The organism is Bacillus timonensis, from assembly GCF_004799755.1.
Classification (GTDB): domain Bacteria; phylum Bacillota; class Bacilli; order Bacillales; family Bacillaceae_L; genus Ferdinandcohnia; species Ferdinandcohnia timonensis_A.
The window spans coordinates 1-18,564 of record NZ_SLUB01000067.1; the positions used below are offsets into that span (position 1 = coordinate 1).

The 18,564-nt window shown below is 39.0% G+C and carries 19 protein-coding genes and 2 riboswitches; of the genes, 6 read left to right on the forward strand and 13 right to left on the reverse strand.

All coding sequences use genetic code 11. The features are described 5' to 3' along the window. Positions 1-59: 59 nt before the first annotated feature. Both E1I69_RS21425 and E1I69_RS21430 read right to left on the reverse strand, forming a co-directional pair. The gene (locus tag E1I69_RS21425) at positions 60-863 is read right to left on the reverse strand and encodes an inositol monophosphatase family protein (protein WP_136381577.1); all 804 of its coding nucleotides are present in this window, start codon (positions 861-863) and stop codon (positions 60-62) included. A 109-nt stretch (positions 864-972) separates the two neighbouring features. Then, the gene (locus tag E1I69_RS21430) at positions 973-1,920 is read right to left on the reverse strand and encodes an aldo/keto reductase family protein (RefSeq protein ID WP_136381578.1); all 948 of its coding nucleotides are present in this window, start codon (positions 1,918-1,920) and stop codon (positions 973-975) included. 226 nt (positions 1,921-2,146) lie between these two features. On the opposite strand from E1I69_RS21430, the gene E1I69_RS21435 reads away from it, so the two are divergent. Then, positions 2,147-3,379: an MFS transporter gene (locus E1I69_RS21435; protein ID WP_136381579.1), complete on the forward strand. Its 1,233-nt coding sequence runs from the start codon at positions 2,147-2,149 to the stop codon at positions 3,377-3,379. A 125-nt stretch (positions 3,380-3,504) separates the two neighbouring features. Here the strand turns inward: E1I69_RS21435 and E1I69_RS21440 are convergent, their stop codons facing one another. The 7 genes from E1I69_RS21440 to E1I69_RS21470 form a co-directional block, all read right to left on the reverse strand. After that, the gene (locus tag E1I69_RS21440; protein ID WP_136381580.1) at positions 3,505-3,759 is read right to left on the reverse strand and encodes an aspartyl-phosphate phosphatase Spo0E family protein; all 255 of its coding nucleotides are present in this window, start codon (positions 3,757-3,759) and stop codon (positions 3,505-3,507) included. A 308-nt stretch (positions 3,760-4,067) separates the two neighbouring features. Then, entirely contained in the window at positions 4,068-4,697 is a 630-nt protein-coding gene (gene cbpA, locus E1I69_RS21445) for a cyclic di-AMP binding protein CbpA (protein WP_136381581.1), read from the reverse strand. A 179-nt stretch (positions 4,698-4,876) separates the two neighbouring features. Further along, entirely contained in the window at positions 4,877-5,419 is a 543-nt protein-coding gene (locus E1I69_RS21450; protein ID WP_136381582.1) for a 1,2-dihydroxy-3-keto-5-methylthiopentene dioxygenase, read from the reverse strand. A gap of 31 nt (positions 5,420-5,450) precedes the next feature. Continuing rightward, positions 5,451-6,077, reverse strand: coding sequence for a methylthioribulose 1-phosphate dehydratase (locus E1I69_RS21455; RefSeq protein WP_136381583.1), 627 nt, complete (start codon positions 6,075-6,077; stop codon positions 5,451-5,453). After that, complete coding sequence (locus E1I69_RS21460; RefSeq protein ID WP_136381584.1) at positions 6,070-6,732, reverse strand: 2-hydroxy-3-keto-5-methylthiopentenyl-1-phosphate phosphatase; 663 nt, start codon at positions 6,730-6,732, stop codon at positions 6,070-6,072. The genes E1I69_RS21455 and E1I69_RS21460 overlap by 8 nt, the downstream gene beginning before the upstream one ends. 2 nt (positions 6,733-6,734) lie before the next feature. Beyond that, positions 6,735-7,973: a 2,3-diketo-5-methylthiopentyl-1-phosphate enolase gene (gene mtnW, locus E1I69_RS21465; RefSeq protein WP_136381585.1), complete on the reverse strand. Its 1,239-nt coding sequence runs from the start codon at positions 7,971-7,973 to the stop codon at positions 6,735-6,737. Positions 7,974-8,048: 75 nt separating this feature from the next. Further along, positions 8,049-8,156, reverse strand: a riboswitch (SAM riboswitch). Positions 8,157-8,268: 112 nt separating this feature from the next. Next, the gene (locus E1I69_RS21470) at positions 8,269-9,444 is read right to left on the reverse strand and encodes a pyridoxal phosphate-dependent aminotransferase (protein WP_136381586.1); all 1,176 of its coding nucleotides are present in this window, start codon (positions 9,442-9,444) and stop codon (positions 8,269-8,271) included. 87 nt (positions 9,445-9,531) lie between these two features. Here E1I69_RS21470 and E1I69_RS21475 point away from each other — a divergent pair, with 87 nt between their 5' ends. The 3 genes from E1I69_RS21475 (at position 9,532) to mtnA (ending at position 12,907) form a co-directional block, all read left to right on the forward strand. Then, positions 9,532-10,320 carry a carbon-nitrogen family hydrolase gene (locus E1I69_RS21475; RefSeq protein ID WP_136381587.1) on the forward strand — a complete coding sequence of 263 codons (789 nt, stop codon included), beginning with the start codon at positions 9,532-9,534 and terminating at the stop codon, positions 10,318-10,320. Between the two features lie 81 nt (positions 10,321-10,401). Continuing rightward, positions 10,402-10,561, forward strand: a riboswitch (SAM riboswitch). Between the two features lie 101 nt (positions 10,562-10,662). Continuing rightward, a complete protein-coding gene (gene mtnK, locus E1I69_RS21480; RefSeq protein WP_136381588.1) occupies positions 10,663-11,856 on the forward strand; it encodes an S-methyl-5-thioribose kinase in 1,194 nt (397 codons plus the stop codon). A 4-nt stretch (positions 11,857-11,860) separates the two neighbouring features. After that, on the forward strand, positions 11,861-12,907 hold the full coding sequence (mtnA, locus tag E1I69_RS21485; protein ID WP_136381589.1) for an S-methyl-5-thioribose-1-phosphate isomerase: 1,047 nt from the start codon (positions 11,861-11,863) through the stop codon (positions 12,905-12,907). 97 nt (positions 12,908-13,004) lie between these two features. Here the strand turns inward: mtnA and E1I69_RS21490 are convergent, their stop codons facing one another. Together E1I69_RS21490 and E1I69_RS21495 are read right to left on the reverse strand one after the other, a co-directional pair. Then, entirely contained in the window at positions 13,005-13,493 is a 489-nt protein-coding gene (locus E1I69_RS21490) for a methylated-DNA--[protein]-cysteine S-methyltransferase (protein WP_136381590.1), read from the reverse strand. A gap of 110 nt (positions 13,494-13,603) precedes the next feature. Further along, a complete protein-coding gene (locus E1I69_RS21495) occupies positions 13,604-15,364 on the reverse strand; it encodes a methyl-accepting chemotaxis protein (protein WP_153206456.1) in 1,761 nt (586 codons plus the stop codon). A 395-nt stretch (positions 15,365-15,759) separates the two neighbouring features. Here E1I69_RS21495 and E1I69_RS21500 point away from each other — a divergent pair, with 395 nt between their 5' ends. Beyond that, complete coding sequence (locus tag E1I69_RS21500; RefSeq protein WP_136381591.1) at positions 15,760-17,505, forward strand: B12-binding domain-containing radical SAM protein; 1,746 nt, start codon at positions 15,760-15,762, stop codon at positions 17,503-17,505. Positions 17,506-17,535: 30 nt separating this feature from the next. Here the strand turns inward: E1I69_RS21500 and E1I69_RS24760 are convergent, their stop codons facing one another. Continuing rightward, positions 17,536-17,691, reverse strand: a complete 156-nt coding sequence (locus E1I69_RS24760; protein WP_165439183.1) for a hypothetical protein — start codon at positions 17,689-17,691, stop codon at positions 17,536-17,538. 256 nt (positions 17,692-17,947) lie between these two features. On the opposite strand from E1I69_RS24760, the gene E1I69_RS21505 reads away from it, so the two are divergent. Continuing rightward, positions 17,948-18,304, forward strand: a complete 357-nt coding sequence (locus tag E1I69_RS21505) for a DUF3905 domain-containing protein (RefSeq protein ID WP_136381592.1) — start codon at positions 17,948-17,950, stop codon at positions 18,302-18,304. Between the two features lie 33 nt (positions 18,305-18,337). Here the strand turns inward: E1I69_RS21505 and E1I69_RS24860 are convergent. Next, on the reverse strand, positions 18,338-18,564 hold a 227-nt coding region (locus E1I69_RS24860), incomplete at its 5' end, for a hypothetical protein (RefSeq protein WP_207308598.1).

Genomic DNA, 18,564 nt, shown 5'->3' on the forward strand with positions numbered 1-18,564 from the left:
ATTCGACACATGTTTTGAATTTTTTACATTTTTTTAACATTCATATTACAAAAATTCTACTATTTATTTTTTTCACGGTGTATTGTTTCAAAAATCTCTTTTAACACATCATTATTCGAAAATACTGTTATTTGAGGTGAAAAGACAGAGAATGGCTGATTTTCTAGTGTTTTCATGACACCACCCACTTCTTGTAAGATAACCATACCTCCCGCAATATCCCATGGAGACAAACGAAAATCAAAATAAGTTTCCAATCGTCCACATGCTACGTAAACAATTTCAAGTGCAGCTGAGCCTAAATATCTTGTTCCTCTCGCTTTTTGAATCATTTCCGTAAAAATTGTATGATCTACCCTATCATTTGGAACTAACCAATACTGGCAAATACTAATATTAGCTTCTTCTAATGCTTTGGCTTCTAATTTTGATAAAGGTTGTTCATTAAGATAGGCCCCTTGCCCTGCCACTGCATGGAACATCTCATCAGCAATTGGGTCATACACGATGCCAATCCGCGGTGCTCCCTTTTCGTAAATACCAATTGAAATTGCGAAGTTTCTTTTTTGATGAACGAAATTCGTTGTTCCATCGATTGGATCAACTATCCAGACAATTTCATTTTCGGGATTGAAATCCTGATTTGCCGCTAGCCCCTCTTCACCTAAAAAGAAATGGGTCGGAAAGCTCGTCTTAATCTGCTCAATAAAAAATTGCTCAATTTCTTTATCCTTATTCGTCACTATGTCTGCCGCGGACGTTTTGTACTCGACGTTTACACTTTCCTTTGTTGCTCTTCGAAGAATTTCACCCGCTTCATATGTCCATTCTTTGGCTATTTGATATACTTCATTCCAATTCACATTTATTTCCTCCTTGTCTTCGTATTAACCCTATCCAATAACTTCAATTTGGTCAATATTTTTCCCAAACAAAAAACCCACTTACAAGTGGGCTTTGGCATACTATTTATTACACTGTTAAAATCGCTTCGATTCTCTTAATCTCTTCAAATCCAAGGACGAGATCAGATGCTTTCGCATTTGCTTCGATTTGTTCGGGATTTGTTGCCCCAACAAGCGTGCTAGCAACATTATGCTGTCTTAAAATCCATGCTAAGGCTAATTCAGGTAAGCTAACGCCTAGTTCATTTGAAAATTCCTCAAGACGGTCTATTTTCGTTGATACAATCCCATTAATAATGTTTTTCACCCATGTATTCACTTGGGAATTTGCGCCTCTACTTCCCGAAGGAATCGTACCACCACGATATTTTCCCGTTAATACACCCTGGGCAAGCGGAGAATACACGACTTGTGAAATTCCGTTCTTTTCGCAAACTGGGATGATTTCATCCTCGATATCACGATGGAGCATATTGTATTGAGGTTGGTTAACAATGATGCGATCTAATAAATTCTTATCTGCAATCGCAATCGCTTCCTGAATTTGAGCAGCACTCCACTCACTTACTCCAACATATAGAATTTTCCCCTGCCGAATCAAATCGTCAATTGCTCGCAACGTTTCATCGACTGGGGTATCCTCGTCATAGCGATGACAGTAAAAAACATCCACATAATCCAAGTCCATGCGTTTTAAGCTTGCATGTACTTGCTCGATGATATGTTTTCTCGATAACCCTCTGTCATTAGGTCCATCCCCCATCGCACCAAATGCTTTTGTTGTGATACAATAGGATTCCCGTCGGTACTCTTTTAACGCGCTAGCTAATATTCGTTCCCCTTCACCACGCTCATAAACATTTGCGGAATCGAAAAAATTTATACCAAGTTCATATGCTTTATGAACGGTTTTCGCTGCCATATTTTCATCTACTGTTTTACCAAAGGTTAACCAGCTACCTAAACTGATTTCACTTACTTTAAGCCCCGAACGACCTAGCCTTCTATATTTCATGTCATGCCTCCTCCTCACTTTACGAATACTGCCTTATCATTAAATTTATCAGAAATTTCAAACGAGGTAAAGCGCTACTCGAAAAATATAACGTCTAGATTTACAACTTGTTTTTCCAAGATTAATTTCGAATTTTCACTTTACAAAATTGGAAAAAAGGTTTTTCATAGAGGAAAGGATTAAATTGACCTTCAATAGGTAAGTCAACAAAGGGGAAATAAATAACATGCTTGCAGCAAAAACACAGGCTACTCGTCCAGAAGCAGATGCGAACAAAACGCTTTATGGGATATTAGTAATCATCGGATTTTGTCATATGCTAAATGACTCCATCCAAGCCATTATCCCAGCAATGTTTCCAATTTTAGAACGTTCGATGGGATTAACATTTACCCAACTTGGATTAATCTCCTTCGCACTACAAATGACAGCTTCAGTTGCCCAACCAGTTGTTGGGTGGTATACAGATAAAAAACCATTTCCATATGCTTTACCAATCGGTTTGACCTCCACCTTTTTCGGAGTCATTGGATTGGCATTTGCCCCTAACTTTATAACAATTATTCTGTCCGTTCTATTTATTGGGGTTGGATCTGCCGTATTTCATCCTGAGGGCTCCCGCGTGGCCTACATGGCGGCAGGTAACAGACGTGGCTTAGCTCAATCGATTTACCAGGTTGGAGGAAACTCAGGTCAAGCTCTTGCGCCTGTCATTACCGCATTGATTCTTGTTCCACTCGGACAATTTGGGGCCATTTGGTTTTCGTTCGTAGCAGCACTTGCAGTTGGTTTACTTTTCTATATTGCAGGGTGGTATGCTCGAACTCTTAAAGCAGTTGAGATTCAAAAGAAAGTGAAAAAAGCAGTATCTGCCGTACCACGAAACATGAAAGCTATTAAACTAGCATTAGTTGTACTTGTGCTATTTGTTTTTGCACGGACTTGGTATATGTCAAGTATCACAAACTTTTACTCATTTTATGTCATTGAAAAATATGGATATACCATTTCACAAGCACAGATTTATATTTTCCTATTCTTAGCAACAGGCGCACTTGGTACTTTCTTTGGAGGACCACTCGCTGATAAATTTGGAAAACGAAATGTCATTATCGCATCCTTATTGGGAACAGCACCATTAGCCGTATTCTTACCTTTTGTAGGACCGCATATTGCGATTGTGCTCGTAACCGTGATTGGATTTATCCTTTTATCAAGCTTTTCAGTTACGGTCGTATATGCACAAGAACTGATGCCTGGAAAAATCGGCATGGTGTCGGGATTAATCGTTGGTCTTGCCTTCGGTATGGGTGCTATCGGGGGAGTCGCGATCGGTTCGATTATTGATGCGATTGGATTGGCACCAACCATCATCATGATGGGCTTCCTTCCATTGCTTGGGTTCATAGCCTTCTTATTGCCAACCGATCAGAAATTAAATGAATGGAATCTCGCTTGATTTATGTAGGACGCCCACTTGCGTCCTTTTTTTATTTGGGTTAAAAGTATATGATTTCATCCTCTTATACAATTTTGACAAAAAAATAAACAACTCACGTAGATGAATTGTTTGAGATCGTCCATTTATGATTTATAGCTGACTTTTTGAAGTGCGAAAAATAACATAACTTTCTTTAAAAACTGACGAAAAAGTGAATGGTTTCGTTCTGCTGCTTCTGCTCGTTGGTAGATATTTATAAGTTCATCAAGTTCTTGACTACATTCAATTGTTTCATTACTAGTAAACCCCGTACTATTAGCAATAGTGATCATTTCTTCTCTTTTTCTATTAATTTCGTCTAATAGTATCTGTTTGTAATCTACACCTCTGGTTTCCAAAACTTCCACTCCTTTGTTTTTACACGTTAGGAGATACTAACGTTGCATACAACTATCGTAAATCAACCCATACTACCTTTGGTCGATGCCCCTTAGTTGTTACTCTATGAATTATTACAAAATCTTCTATTTATGTAAATAGATTCGCAAAAATAGACATTTTTTTCTTTGAAAATTTTACAAAATTGTGTACGACATCGCTTACACTTCATTTTCCGCTCTTTTTCGACGTATAGAAATTTACAAAAATCGACATAGTTTTCAATAAAAAAACCTATAAGGATAATCCTTATAGGATAATGCATTGTTTATTTAATTCGATCGATATGTGTAACCCGAAATTCTTTCGCTTCTAGTTTTCGTTTAATCTGTTGAATTTTTTCTTCGCCAAGAGAACCAGGCAGATTTAAAATAATGCGGCGAAGATATTTTTCACCATTATCTAGCGTGAGCATGCCATCTATATTGATATCACTAATGAGGGATACAAGTTCTTTAATTGCCCCTTTATGTTCAATTGTGGCAATGGTTAGCGTATATCCACCCGTTTTCATTCCAAAAGAGTCCTCGAGAACATCCATGACATTTGCATGAGTGATGATTCCTTGAAATTCCTTTTCTGCATTCAATACTGCAATAAATGGCAGACGGCGAATCGTTAAAAACGTCTTGAAAAAGGAATCTTCCTCATAAACGAATGCATCATTGCTTTCAACTAGTGTAGATATATTCTCGTTCGCATCTCCATTTTTTTCATATAAATACTCTAAAATGTCCACTTTATAAATTAATCCTTCAAAAACAGTACCATCCTTCGACAATACAGGAACTGAGCGAAATCCTGTATCATTTAAAAGTTGAAGGGCTTGTTGTATAGTATATTTGTTATCACAATACCTCACATCTGGTTTCTGGACAAAATTATAGCGAATTTTCATTTTTCCCACTCCTCATTCATATGGAAGAATTCCTTCATTACCTTTATTATATGCATAGAAAAGCTGGTAATCTAATGAACAAAAATGTAACATATTTATTGAATTATGTAAAGAATATTCTTACTATTTAGATAAAAAAAGACTTTATGGAATAGCACCATAAAGCCCTCTCTTTCTACTTAGTTTTGCGCAAATTCTGGATCTTTGAACGGATGTGCCACCCAACCATCTGGGTCAATAAATAAACGTACAGCAACCACTTCTCGATCATCCATGAGAGTGAAGAAGTGAGGAGTTTCAACAGGCACAGAAATCACATCACCTGCTTCAAGTTCTACATCAAAGTAACCTGTGTCATCGCTGCCTTTTATAATAAAAATTCCATGTCCGGCTACAATTGCCCGAACTTCATCCTCTGTGTGAACATGGACTTGTTCAAATTTTTTTAATAGCTCATCAAGATTTGGAGTAGCATCTGATAATGCGATCACATCCCATTTTTGATAGCCATTAGGTTCTGCAAGAGATTTGATTTCTTCTTCATAAATAGATAGGACTTGCTCTTTTTGCTCATCGTTGATTTTGCAGTTTCCTCTTAATTCTTCTGGTAGTTTACTAGTATCCCAGTGCTCATACAGGACACCTTGTTCTTGTAAGAATGCTGCTACTCTTTCTTGCCCTTCTAATCTTTCGCCTGTATTGCGTAATTTGATATTTGCCATTTTATACACCTCTATTTTATTATTTTTCTACTTAACCCCTTATTTGCAAGGGGTTTAATGCTAACAGTTTCAACTGATAGCTAAGAAGGAATTCATAGGCCTCAAGATGTTTCTTTGCATCGAAGGCATTTTTAGCCCAAACTGTGATACCATGATTTCGAATGAGAACTGCACCAAAGTCACCGCTAACATGCTCACTAAACTTTCGAGCGAGTGTTGGGATATCGGCGTCATTATGAATAATCGGTATGTGTATTTCCGCATCTTCCTCCCATAATCCAAGCGCCTTAATCATTTCCTGCCCCTTAAATACAACCTCACCCTTATCAGCATATAGCTCAGAAATAACATTATTATCAACCGTATGGACATGAAGACTACAGCCCGCATTTGTTTTGTTATAGATTTCAACATGTAAGAGCGTTTCTGCTGAGGGCTTTAAATGAGTAGGAGCAACAGGGAAACCCGCCCCATCCACTAATAAAAAGTCCTCTTCCGTCCTCTTCTTCTTATCCTTACCACTTGCCGTTACAAGAAAGGTGATTGGGTGATCGGAAACTTTAATTGCTAGATTACCACTGGTACCCATGAACCAATCGCGACTTGCGAGTTCATCCTTGATATCCGCAAGCTCTGTCCATTGCTTGATCTTAAGCATTGTCCACAACCTCCTTTTTCAAAATCTCAATGACATCAAAGAAGGAATGAAAGGATGAATAGTCAATCCCCAATTCTTCACATTTTTTTATTAAAAAATCTCTTGCTATTACCTTGTCTGCAAGCTTTGCCGCCTGAAGATCGGTGATGGAATCGCCGATTACGATTTTATAATGATCGTTACTTGTTAGCTTTCGAATCAAGCTTGGCTTACAGCAGCCACACTCATTTTTGCAATAATCATCACATGTATAAGGCCACATAATGTTAATTCTCTCATTCGAAAAATCAGATTGATTGCAATAAATCTGCTCTTTAGTAATGAGACCCTCTAGCAATGGCTCAACAAAAAAGTCAATCCCACCACTAACAATGTAAAGCGGAATTCCTTGTTCTTTTGTAAAAGCAACAAACTCGGTAAAGCCATCACGAATTTCCGCATGATTCAGGATGTAATTTGTAATCTCTCCCCTCCAGGCTGAGGGTAACAGGGAAAACATGTTACTCACTCCCTCTTGGATCGGGATTTCCTCTGAAAGCACTTGCTTCTTAATTTTCTCCCACCCAGACGGAGCAAACTTTTTCATAATCGCAATAATGTTATCAGTATTTGTGATTGTGCCATCAAAATCACAGAAGATAATTGGTTTATTCATCGCTATACCTCTTTATATCCCCATAAATCAAGTGCTTTTTTCAGCTCTGGACTATTTTGCGCAAATTCAACAAGTGTCTTTCTAGCAAGGACAGCATCGACAGCAGCATTAAATGCTTTGCCACCACCAACAGCACCATCAGGATGTCCATGTACACCACCACCAGCATTAATCACACTGTCTTTCCCAAAATCATTGATGAGTAGTGGTACTAGGCCTGGATGAATCCCAGCAGATGGGACTGGAAATGAGGGCTTAACGAATTCATCCGTCTTCGTTAATTCAGCTGCAATCGCCAAGGTTTGGTCTCTTTCAAGAGCAACACTTCCATATGGTGACGGGAATAAGACAAGATCCGCACCAGCATATCTAAGTAGTTTCCCAAGCAGCAATTGGTTTGAAAACCCGTAAAATTCAGACGGCGTAAGCGCACCACTAACAGCCGGATGAGCCATAATTGGAATGGATACTTCTGGATCCTCTGCTAAACTCTGAAGAACATCGAGTCCATATGCAAATACATTAAACAATAACAGGTCTGCACCAAGCTCTACAGCCCTTCTTGCTCTCTCTTTTAATTCAAAGGTTCTACCAGTTAAGTTCACAGCATAAAGTGCACGATGTCCGGTTTCAGCGTAAACCTCTTCAAGCACTTTTTTGCCTTCTGTTATTCGCGTTTCAAAAGGGGTTAAAGGATTCTCAAAAAGAATTTCATCATCCTTAATGATATTGACACCACCAAGTGCCTGCTCACGAAGCTGTTCCTTGAGGTAAGCAATGTCTCTTCCGATTACCCCTTTAAAAATACTCATCACTAGTGGTCTATCAAACACTCCAAGTGTTTCGCGAATGCCGTTTAATCCAAACTTAGGACCCGGAAAGGCAGCTTTCAATTCATTAGAAAACTCCAAATCTAGTAACTTAATTTCTCCATCAAGTGATAGCTTCCCAAAGGTGGTAGTTAAAATAGCTGGTAAATCAACGCTAAAATTTGCACTTGGATAGGCAATTTTGATGATTCCTTTTTTTACTTGTTTTCCGAGATATTGACTTGCTCGATCGCCCACATCAAATTGCTCAACACTTATTACTTTTCCTTTATGTTTTTTCAGTTGTTCCTGTTCAAGTTTAGGCAAAGCCGTCCAAGAACCGACCGTTAAACCTAGAGCGATGCCTTCCGCTTTTTTCTCTAAGTTGTCACTCGTATCATGTACCAAATAGGTAGCAATCACTTCACTCATGTGTTTAACCCTCATTTCAACCATGTTCTAAAAATAAAAAACCTCTTCATCAGAAGAGGTTAGCAAACTAACATCTTCTTATCTCTCAGCGTAACGCTGCAAGAATTAGCACCGTGCTCACGTTTATGTAAGTCGGTTGCCGGGCTTCACTGGGCTAGTCCCTCCGCCTGCTCTTAATAAGAAAATAGATTTTATATCGCATGTTGAGCCTCGTTTGAAAACGATCTCAACCGTTATTAAACTGAATTTAATTAGGATTATGACAGGAATTATTTTTCTTGTCAAACGTTTTTTATTATTTAAACAAGTCCAATTTTTTGATTCGATTAGCCGCTTCAACTAATCGATCTTCGTCCGTTAAAAGGCCGACGCGAACATAACGATCACCATACTCACCGAATCCAATCCCTGGTGCGACAGCTACATGGGCTTTTTCAAGCAAGAGGTCAGCAAAGCTAACAGATGTATATCCTTCAGGTACTGGTAGCCATGCAAAGAAAGAACCCGCAGGTGCTTTTACATCCCACCCAATGTCCTGAAGTGCACCTATAAATGCGTTTCGTCTAGATTCGTATTTATCCACTAATTCTTTTACACAATCCTGTGACTCGGTTAGCGCAGCTGCTGCCGCGGCTTGAATGGGACTGAACAAACTGACATACATATGGTCTTGAATGAGATTTAGAGCTTCAATTACGCTTGGGTTTCCAACCGCAAAACCAACTCTCCAGCCCGCCATGTTATATGTCTTTGAAAGTGTGTAAATTTCGATTCCAATATCCTTTGCACCTTCGATTTCTAAGAAACTGATTGGCTTTTTTCCTTCAAAGCCAATTGCACCATATGCAAAATCATGCACGACACAAATATCATGTTCTTTTGCAAAGGAGATGGTTTCTTCAAAAAATTCCTTTGTCGCTACTGCTCCGGTTGGGTTATTAGGATAATTTAAAAACATGACTTTTGCTTTTTCAAGCTTTTCTGATTCAAGTTCTGAGTAGTCAGGTAAAAAGGCATTTTCCTCTTTCAGTGGCATATAGGTCATTTCTGCTCGGGCAAGTTCAACTCCTGACCAATAATCGGGATACCCTGGATCCGGAACTAACGCAATATCGCCAGGATTTAACAGGCATTGGGGAATCTCAACTAATCCTGCCTTCCCTCCAAAAAGAATCGCAACCTCTGTATCTGGATCAACTTCAACTCCGTATTCACGTTGATAAAATTCTGCTGCTGCTTTCTTTAGGAAAGAATGTCCGCGAAATGGAGAATATTTATGAAATTTCGGTTGGTCTGCGCCCCTTTTTAATGCCTCAACGATATGCTGTGGCGTTGGCTGATCTGGATTTCCCTGACCTAAATTTATGACATCGTGTCCCTCAGCAACAACCTTGTTCACCTTTGCAACAAGTGATGCGAAAAACTGTTTTGGTAAGTTTTGTAGAATTTCAGATTGTTCAAAAGTTTTCATGTATACACCTTCTTCAAAATACTTGAAATACTAGTCTAATATCATATATTGTTACTTGTAAAGAATCATTTCTACAGGAGGTTGCTAATGAATCTAAAAATTGCATGTATTCAGTATGATATCCAATTTGGAAAACCGCAAGAAAATTTTGACCTTATTTCTATAGAAATCGAAAAAACAATGAATCAGGATGCACCCGATGTAATTGTCCTCCCAGAGCTTTGGACAACTGGGTATGACTTAACTAGATTAGATGAAATTGCCGATGATCATGGAAATGAAACGTATGCATTTATCGGGGATTTAGCCAAAAAATACTCTGTTAACATTGTAGCAGGCTCGATTGCCAAAAAGACTGAACATGGCGTTACAAACACGATGTTTGTTTTTAATCGAGAGGGAGAAATAATCAGTGAATACAGTAAGCTCCACCTCTTCCAACTCATGGATGAGCATCTGTATTTACAAGCAGGAGAAGCAAAAGGTGCTTTCACGATTGAAACTATACCCGCTGCAGGAGTTATCTGCTATGACATTCGTTTCCCTGAATGGATTCGCGCACATACATCAAGTGGTGCAGAAATTTTATTCGTGGTAGCGGAATGGCCACTTCCTCGCCTTGAGCATTGGCGTACTTTACTCCTAAGCCGCGCAATTGAAAATCAATGCTATGTTGTTGCTTGTAACAGTGTTGGAAGCAACCCTGATAATGTGTTTGGCGGTCATTCCATGATTATCGATCCTTGGGGAACGATTATTGCCGAAGCAGATACAGAAAGCACAACATTAATCGGGGAAATTGACCTTAGCAAGGTACAAGAAGTGAGAAAGCAAATTCCGATTTTCCAAGATCGCCGACCGGATTTTTATAAATAGAAATATATTGACAATTATGTGTATTCGTTGTTATGATTCTCATCAGTATTAATAAAAAATTCAAATATCGTTTTACTTGATCTCTTATCAAGAGCAGGCAGAGGGACTTGGCCCGATGAAGCCCAGCAACCGACCGTAATTCCATTGCAAAATGGGGCGCTAAATTGTTAGCGCCGGGAAAAACCCGCAAGGCACGGTGCTAATTCCAACAGGAATCATTTGATTTCCTGGCAGATAAGAGGTTTGATGCTGTGTCTTCAAGCCTCTTTCAAATATGAAAGAGGCTTTTCTATTTAGAAAAGCCTCCAACGATTAAATAATTGATTATTGGAGGTATATAAAATGGCAATTTCACATCAATCCATTTATGAACGATTAACAGAAAGTACAGCAGTGGCCTTGGCTACACGGCTCCGCTTGTTTGAAGAAGGAACAGTATTGCAATGCAAAGAAATTGGGGATGGAAATCTAAATTTAGTTTTCCATATTATCGATATAAATAGCGAAAAAGGCATTATTATGAAGCAGGCTTTACCATATGCAAAAGTCGTTGGTGAGAGTTGGCCCTTATCCCTTAAACGGGCAACGATTGAAGCAAATGCATTATTAACGGCTGTTGACTATGTACCAACACTTGTGCCAAAGGTTTATTATACGGATGAGCTACTTGCCTTTACAGTGATGGAAGACCTTTCCCGACTACAAATTGCAAGAACTGGACTAATTGAGGGCAAAAACTTCCCTCTTTTATCAGAGCACATCGGAACTTATTTAGCGAAAACCCTATTCTATTCATCAGACTTTGGACTAGAGCCACTTAAGAAAAAAGTGTTAGTGCAAAAATTTATTAACCCTGACCTTTGTAAAATTACCGAGGATCTTGTTTTCACCGATCCATTTTTTGATATTGATACGAATAGCTTTGAAGAAGAGTTACGACATGATGTTGAGCAAATCTGGGCTGACCAACCACTTAAGCTTGAGGTTGCAAAGTTAAAGCAAAAATTCTTAACAAAAGCAGATGCCCTATTACATGGAGATTTACACACCGGAAGTATTTTCGCAAGTGAAACAGAGACAAAAGTAATTGATCCGGAATTTGCTTTTTATGGACCTCTCGGCTTTGACCTTGGACAATTCATAGCTAATCTATTAGTAAACGCCATTTCACGGAATTCCGAAAACCGTGAGCCGCTTTATCACCATATTGAAAAAACATGGGATGTTTTTTCGGCAACATTTTCACAAGCTTGGAAAAAAGATGCTGTGGAACAATACCGTGATACTGAGGGCTATTTGGATTATGTTCTGGAGCAAGCATTTGAAGATGCTATTGGATTTGCAGGCTGTGAGTTAATTCGCAGAACAATCGGTCTAGCTCATGTTGCCGATTTGGATGGAATGGATAGCTTCGAGGAGAGAATCTCAGCGAAACAACACGCTCTTCGTTTAGGAAAGGCGTTAATTCGTGACCGAAAGTCTATTAAGGTACTCGGAGTTCTACAAAACTATGTAAACAATACAGCAAAGGAGTGACACCATGGTGAACACAAAAACAGTTCCACAATCCGTTCAGTGGAATGAAACTTCGATCAAACTATTAGATCAAACAAAGCTTCCGTTAGAAACTGTATTTATCGACCTTTTTACAATTGAGGATGTATGGAAAAGCATCGTTTCTTTAAAAGTACGTGGGGCTCCGGCCATTGGAATTACGGCTGCCTTTGGCTTAGCTCTATCTGCAAAGAGCTATGAAGAAACGAATTTGGAAGAATTTAAGGAAAAACTCCGTAAAGATAAAGAGCACTTAGCGAGCTCACGTCCAACTGCTGTTAACTTAATTTGGGCATTAAATCGCTTGGTTACTAGTATTCAAGATTCAACATCCGTGAATGAAGCAAAAACTACACTCACCCATGAAGCCATTCGGATTCAAGCGGAAGATGAAGCAGTTTGCCGCCAAATCGGCGAGCATGCTCTTGAACTCTTTAAAGATGGGTTTAAAGTCTTAACCATTTGTAATGCGGGTTCTATCGCAACTGCCCGCTATGGCACTGCACTTGCTCCCTTCCATTTAGCAGCACAGCAGGGGAAAAATCTTAAAGTCTATGCTTCAGAGACACGACCTGTATTACAAGGGGCACGGTTAACCACATGGGAATTGCTACAATCAGGTGTTGATGTAACACTGATTACGGACAATATGGCCGCTCATACGATTATAGAAAAAGGGATCGATGCAATTATCGTAGGCGCTGACAGGATTACAGCTAATGGAGATACTGCTAATAAAATTGGCACTTTTAATTTAGCAATATTAGCCAAAACATTGGGTATTCCCTTCTATGTTGCAGCACCACTATCCACGTTTGATATGTCCCTAGAAAGTGGTGAAGAAATTCCGATTGAGGAACGAAATCCGGAGGAAATTACACATTTACATGGCGTTCGCATCGCTCCAGAAGGTGTTCAAGTGTACAATCCAGCTTTTGATGTCACACCAAATGATCTCATTACAGCTATCATAACGGAAAAAGGGATCCTACAAGGTGATCTTGAGGTAGAGATTAAAAACTTGTTTGAATAATAAAGAGTTTTTGAGGAAATCCAGTGTAGAGCACACTGGATTTTTTCGGATTTCGCGTGTCTATCAATTTTAGAAAAAATCCAAAACCTTGACTTGATCAAAACACACCTTCTAATTCCAACAACTTTTCTTTTAGGTCTGTCCTTGTGCCAGAATATCCTGTTAGTGATTTGTCCTTTCCAATTACGCGGTGACATGGTACCACAATGGGAATTGGATTTTTCCGATTGGCCTGTCCGACTGCACGAACAGCCTTTGGGTTATCAATTGCATTTGCAATATCCGCATAACAACGAGTTTCACCGTAAGGAATTTGTAAAAGTTCATTCCAAACCTTCTCTTGAAAAGCTGTCCCGCTAAACTTAATTGGAAAGCTAAATGTTTTGCGTTCACCTTTAAAATATTCATCTAGTTGTTTTTTTATTTCAACAAGCACCCCATCATCAGGCGCATAAGCTACATCATATTTTTTACTAATCTGGGACCAGTCGTCTTCTGATAATGAGATATCAAGCAACTCCGTTTCGCCCGCGAGAATATAAATTTTACCGAAAATATCCGTTTGCATGTCACTATATTTATACATCAAAAACGCTCCCTTCTCTTTCTTTTATTTTACAGGACCTTTTCATATTTTGGTATGTCTAAATCTATAAAAGGAATGCCAGCACTCTACTACGAGCACTGGCTATTTGACTACAGTTTAAATTTACTAATCATTGTATTCAGTCTGCTTGATAAATCTGACAAAAGTTCGGAGTGATCTGAGATTGTTTCCATTGAACTATTTGTTTGCTGAACAGATGCAGAGGTTTGTTCAATTCCAGCAGCCGATTGTTCAGAAACTGCTGCAATGTTATCAATTGATAGATTGATCTCGACCGTACTGCCTGCAATAATATCAAGATTTTCGGAAATACTCCGGATGCGTTCAACCATGACGGTAACCGCACTGTGGATATCCTCAAACGTTTGACCAGTCACACGAATTTGGTTTGCCCCTTCATCCACCTGGCTATATCCATCAAGTAAGACCCGGGCAACAGAATTCGATTCTTTTTGAATGCTATTAACAATTTCGGTTATGTCTTTCACTGAATGAGATACTTGTTCAGCAAGCTTTCGAACTTCATCAGCTACAACAGCAAATCCTCTTCCGTGTTCCCCAGCACGAGCAGCCTCGATTGCGGCATTTAGGGCCAAAAGATTAGTTTGATCCGCAATATCACGAATGACCTTGACAAGAGTAGAGATTTGCTTTGTTTGTTCATCGAGTCCTTTCACCTTTTCCACGGAAAATTCCATGATGCTGTTAATTTTGTTCATTTGCTCTGTTGACGCATTCATGAATTCATGACCTTTTTTCGTCATTTCTAAAACATGTTGGGATGACTCATTAATTTGACTTCCATTTTGGTTTGCTGATTGGATTTTCCCGGCATATTCCTCCATCATTTTCGCTAGTTGTGTTGATGAATGCGCTTGTTCCTCAGCCCCTGTTGACAGTTCTTGGACAGTAGAAGCAATTTGCTGACTCGCTGCCTTCACTTCGCTTGATGAAATCATTAATTCAGAACTTTTTGAAGCCACTTGGTCAGAGACTGTAGTTATTTCACGAATCATGGAACGAAGACTCGCGTTCATAACATTTAATGATTTGCTCAACAACCCGATTTCATCTTGTCCTTTAACTTCAATCTCATCGACTTTCAGGTTCCCATCAGCAATAGTATTTGAAACGATAACTAATTTTTTCAGCTGTTTACCAATATTACGACCAATCATTACTAGGCTCAAAATGGCAATAATTGTAGATGCCACAATTGAAACGAGTAGTACGACAATCGTTCCGGAAACATTTGAATTAGCCGTTGTTATCGAACGATCACTCTTCACTTTTATATTGGCCCGTAGCTGATCCAATTGTCGGACAGTATCTTTAATTATTTGCTCTGCTTCTTGGCTAGATTGGATTGAACTTAACTTATCTGCTGAAACAACTGCTGGAAAAACTTTATCATCAAACAAAGTAGTGAGTTTTTCTTTATTTTCACCCACTTTGTTATAGAGCTGAAGCTCAATTGTAGTTAGGGACGGTTTTAGTTCCTCTGATAATTCGTCATATTGTTTACTTAAATCTTGAAAGGCCGTCACATGTTTGCCATTGCTGTCTTGTATGTAAATACTAATCTCACTTCCTAGTTGATTGAAAACACTTGCTATCTCAGTAATAAGAATGGATTGCTCTCCGCTTTTCTTCACTTCTTTCATTTCATTGCTAATATTAAATAGTTGAATAAAAATGATGAAGGCTGATATACAAAATAGCAGTATAGTAAAGGTAAATGCAACACCAAATTTATAACCAATCTTTAAGTTGTGCCACCGAGCTGTTAGTTTAAATGATGACTTTTTGCGTACTGCTTTTTTCCCTTTTTTTCTTTTTGACCCCTTCAATCTTCTGCCCCCTTTGTTGAACTTTCTCTCTTTTTTGATGCATCTTACATAAGTTCGCTTTCACTAATCCTTATTATAGTGGAAATTGTCACACTTTGAAATAAATTCTGTTAATTCGTCGAAGAAAAACTTCCGGTATTTGGTGCAACACTCCTCCTGTGGTAAAATATATTAGTTATTGACTGTATTCAACTGAAGTTTAAAACTTCAGTTGAATACAGTCAAAGCCTCCGGCGGATGCCTCAGATTTTCAAAGGAAATTTTCGAGCATAAGATCAAAGACTAAGAACGCCACTTCCTGTGGCAACGTCTTTGTGACCCACCTCGTGTGGGCCTAAAAAATCTGGGCGCAAATACGCCAAGGCGTATTTGATAAATGATTAAGGAGCAAGAGAATGAACATTGTTGTAAGTACATTAAATGCAAAGTATATTCATACAAGTCTGGCGATTCGGTATTTAAAAGCATATGCCGCGCCTGAATTTGATGTAAAACTGGCGGAATACACCATTAAAGATCCAGCCATGAACATCGTCACTGATTTGTATCGAAAAAAACCAGATGTAATTGGCTTCAGCTGTTATATATGGAATATTGAAGAAACGATAAAAGTTATTAAAATGCTCAAAAAAATAAACCCGGAGCTTGTTATCATTCTTGGTGGCCCAGAGGTAACCTATGATGTGCATGAATGGCTGGAACGTATTCCAGAGGTTGACTTCATTGTCATAGGTGAGGGTGAAGAAACGTTTAAGGATCTCCTTAAGGCTATACATGATGGGGAAAGCACAGATGAAATAAGTGGTGTTGCTTTCCGTAAAGAGGCACGATTAAAGATCAATCCACAGCGAAATAAACTCAACTTAAAAGAATTGCCAACACCCTTTCGATTTGAAGAGGACCTTCCTCATTTGTCAAAACGTGTGACATATATTGAGACAAGCCGTGGTTGTCCTTTTAATTGTCAATTTTGCCTCTCATCGATCGAGGTCGGTGTCCGCTATTTTGATCGAGAAAAAATTAAGGACGATATTCGCTTTTTAATGGACCATGGAGCAAAGACCATCAAATTCGTTGACCGTACCTTCAATATTAGCCGAAGCTATGCGATGGAGATGTTCCAATTTTTAATTGATGAACACCGACCAGGAACGGTCTTTCAGTTTGAAATAACAGCGGACATTATGCGACCTGAAGTCATTGACTTTTTAAATAAAAATGCACCTGCTGGATTGTTCCGGTTTGAAATTGGGGTCCAATCAACAAATGACCTCACAAACGAGTTAGTGAAACGGAAGCAAAACTTTGCAAAGCTTCAGCGGACTGTCATGATGGTAAAGGAAGGCGGAAAAATAGATCAGCATCTAGACTTAATTGCCGGTCTACCTGAGGAAGATTATCACTCCTTCCGAAAAACCTTTAATGATGTCTTTGAAATGCGACCTGAGGAGCTACAGCTTGGCTTTTTAAAAATGCTTCGTGGCACTGGGGTACGAATTCGTGCAGCAGAGCATGATTATCAATATATGGATCATTCCCCATATGAGATTCTTGGAAACAATGTCTTGAGTTTTGATGATATTACACGAATTAAACAGGTTGAGGACGTGCTTGAGAAGTATTGGAATGACCACCGAATGAATGAAACTGTGGAATATTTGGTAACACATAGCTTTGATACACCATTTGATTTCTTCCAAGACTTTGGGACCTATTGGGATGAGCGTGGCTGGTCACGTATTGGACACCAGCTGGAGGATTTATTCAAACGTCTCTACGATTTTCTGCAAGACGCAAATATCGAAGAACTTCCTATTATCGAAGCAATCATGAAATATGATTATCTAAGAAACCAGAAGTACAAGCCACGTAAACCTTGGTGGGAGGACCTTGTTAGCAAACAAGATCGAGCCACCTTCTATCAGGAGATTGTGGAAAATCCAGACGCTTTAGGTGCGGAATTTAGACAATTGCAGCTTCAGGAAAAAGAGTTGTATAAGCACACTGTCGTTGAAAAAATCCCATTTGACCTTGAAACTTATAAACAAACAGGTGAAATTATACAACAGGATACGTATTTGCTCGTTTACTTTGATCCTATCGAACGACAAGCAAAGGTATTTTCACGAAAAGTGTCGTAAAGAAAGAGTCAGCGCTGCTGACTCTTTTTGTCACTCACCCGTACTATTACCTTTTTTCGAATTACGATTTGCACCCTTCATTGAGTTTTCATAATCTGCTTCTGCAGAAAACTCGGTGTCAGGCATGCTTTCTTTTGGTGTAAAATTGCTTTTTCTTGCAGCATCAAATTTTACTTTCCGTTTCATGTGTTCCCCCCTTTAATCCATAGTTTTCACCATGAATACAACGTCCATAATTGGTAAAATCCACCTCTATTTTGGATTTGGATTCTAGAGCCATTTTTAGCTTCGGAGTAATTCAAGGATTTGCGTCTTAGCATTCGTTTTTGCGTCGTTTCCTCATTATTTCGTCCAGGTTCTCCTAATGTGTCTGCCCCCCATTTTATAAATTAACTTGTCATTGCAAACACTAACGTAAACCCAAAATGTGAGGTGTATATGGATGACCGAAGATAAGAAGCATTCTGAAGAAATCGAATCACCTATTTTAGATGAAACCATGCCACATCAAATTTCAGCTCCATCCTTTAAAGGGACCGGAATTAAAATGCAGGATCCATTTGTTAATGAGCATGGAGTCGTGATTGGGGACAGCCTTTATAATTCACCAAATTCACCGCTAAATAATTGGAGCGATGAAACAAATCCTGAAATCATGGCTGGTGATGAGTGGGTCCATCCGACAAATGACATCGGCTGGAACACAACTGAAAACCGTGAGCTATTAGAAAGTAAGAAACAACCTAAAGGGGTACCCTTCATGCATCCATCCAAGGACACAAGCTACGGCAATGATTAAGAAAAACCGGGCATAGCCCGGTCCTTTTCATGGTTAGAGAATATCCGATAATTTGTACTCTATGCCATGTATCCCTTTATAATACTCTGGATACATTTTACCCCCACATTTTTCACATGCAAACATAGGAGGAATTGTCGGATCTCCATCATCCATTAAATCGAAATCCCTTACCACGTTAATAGGAATCTCTTCTTTCTCATGACACGTCAAACAAACATAGCTGACGCTCTGTTGCTTGGACTGGTTTAGGCTTATAT

Coding starts and splice junctions, on each gene's coding strand:
- E1I69_RS21430 (WP_136381578.1), bottom strand. CDS start 1,920: ATGAAATATAGAAGGCTAGGTCGTTCGGGGCTTAAAGTAAGTGAAATC.
- E1I69_RS21435 (WP_136381579.1), top strand. CDS start 2,147: ATGCTTGCAGCAAAAACACAGGCTACTCGTCCAGAAGCAGATGCGAAC.
- cbpA (WP_136381581.1), bottom strand. CDS start 4,697: ATGAAAATTCGCTATAATTTTGTCCAGAAACCAGATGTGAGGTATTGT.
- E1I69_RS21450 (WP_136381582.1), bottom strand. CDS start 5,419: ATGGCAAATATCAAATTACGCAATACAGGCGAAAGATTAGAAGGGCAA.
- E1I69_RS21455 (WP_136381583.1), bottom strand. CDS start 6,077: ATGCTTAAGATCAAGCAATGGACAGAGCTTGCGGATATCAAGGATGAA.
- E1I69_RS21460 (WP_136381584.1), bottom strand. CDS start 6,732: ATGAATAAACCAATTATCTTCTGTGATTTTGATGGCACAATCACAAAT.
- mtnW (WP_136381585.1), bottom strand. CDS start 7,973: ATGAGTGAAGTGATTGCTACCTATTTGGTACATGATACGAGTGACAAC.
- E1I69_RS21470 (WP_136381586.1), bottom strand. CDS start 9,444: ATGAAAACTTTTGAACAATCTGAAATTCTACAAAACTTACCAAAACAG.
- E1I69_RS21475 (WP_136381587.1), top strand. CDS start 9,532: ATGAATCTAAAAATTGCATGTATTCAGTATGATATCCAATTTGGAAAA.
- mtnK (WP_136381588.1), top strand. CDS start 10,663: ATGGCAATTTCACATCAATCCATTTATGAACGATTAACAGAAAGTACA.
- mtnA (WP_136381589.1), top strand. CDS start 11,861: ATGGTGAACACAAAAACAGTTCCACAATCCGTTCAGTGGAATGAAACT.
- E1I69_RS21490 (WP_136381590.1), bottom strand. CDS start 13,493: ATGTATAAATATAGTGACATGCAAACGGATATTTTCGGTAAAATTTAT.
- E1I69_RS21500 (WP_136381591.1), top strand. CDS start 15,760: ATGAACATTGTTGTAAGTACATTAAATGCAAAGTATATTCATACAAGT.
- E1I69_RS24760 (WP_165439183.1), bottom strand. CDS start 17,691: ATGAAACGGAAAGTAAAATTTGATGCTGCAAGAAAAAGCAATTTTACA.
- E1I69_RS21505 (WP_136381592.1), top strand. CDS start 17,948: ATGACCGAAGATAAGAAGCATTCTGAAGAAATCGAATCACCTATTTTA.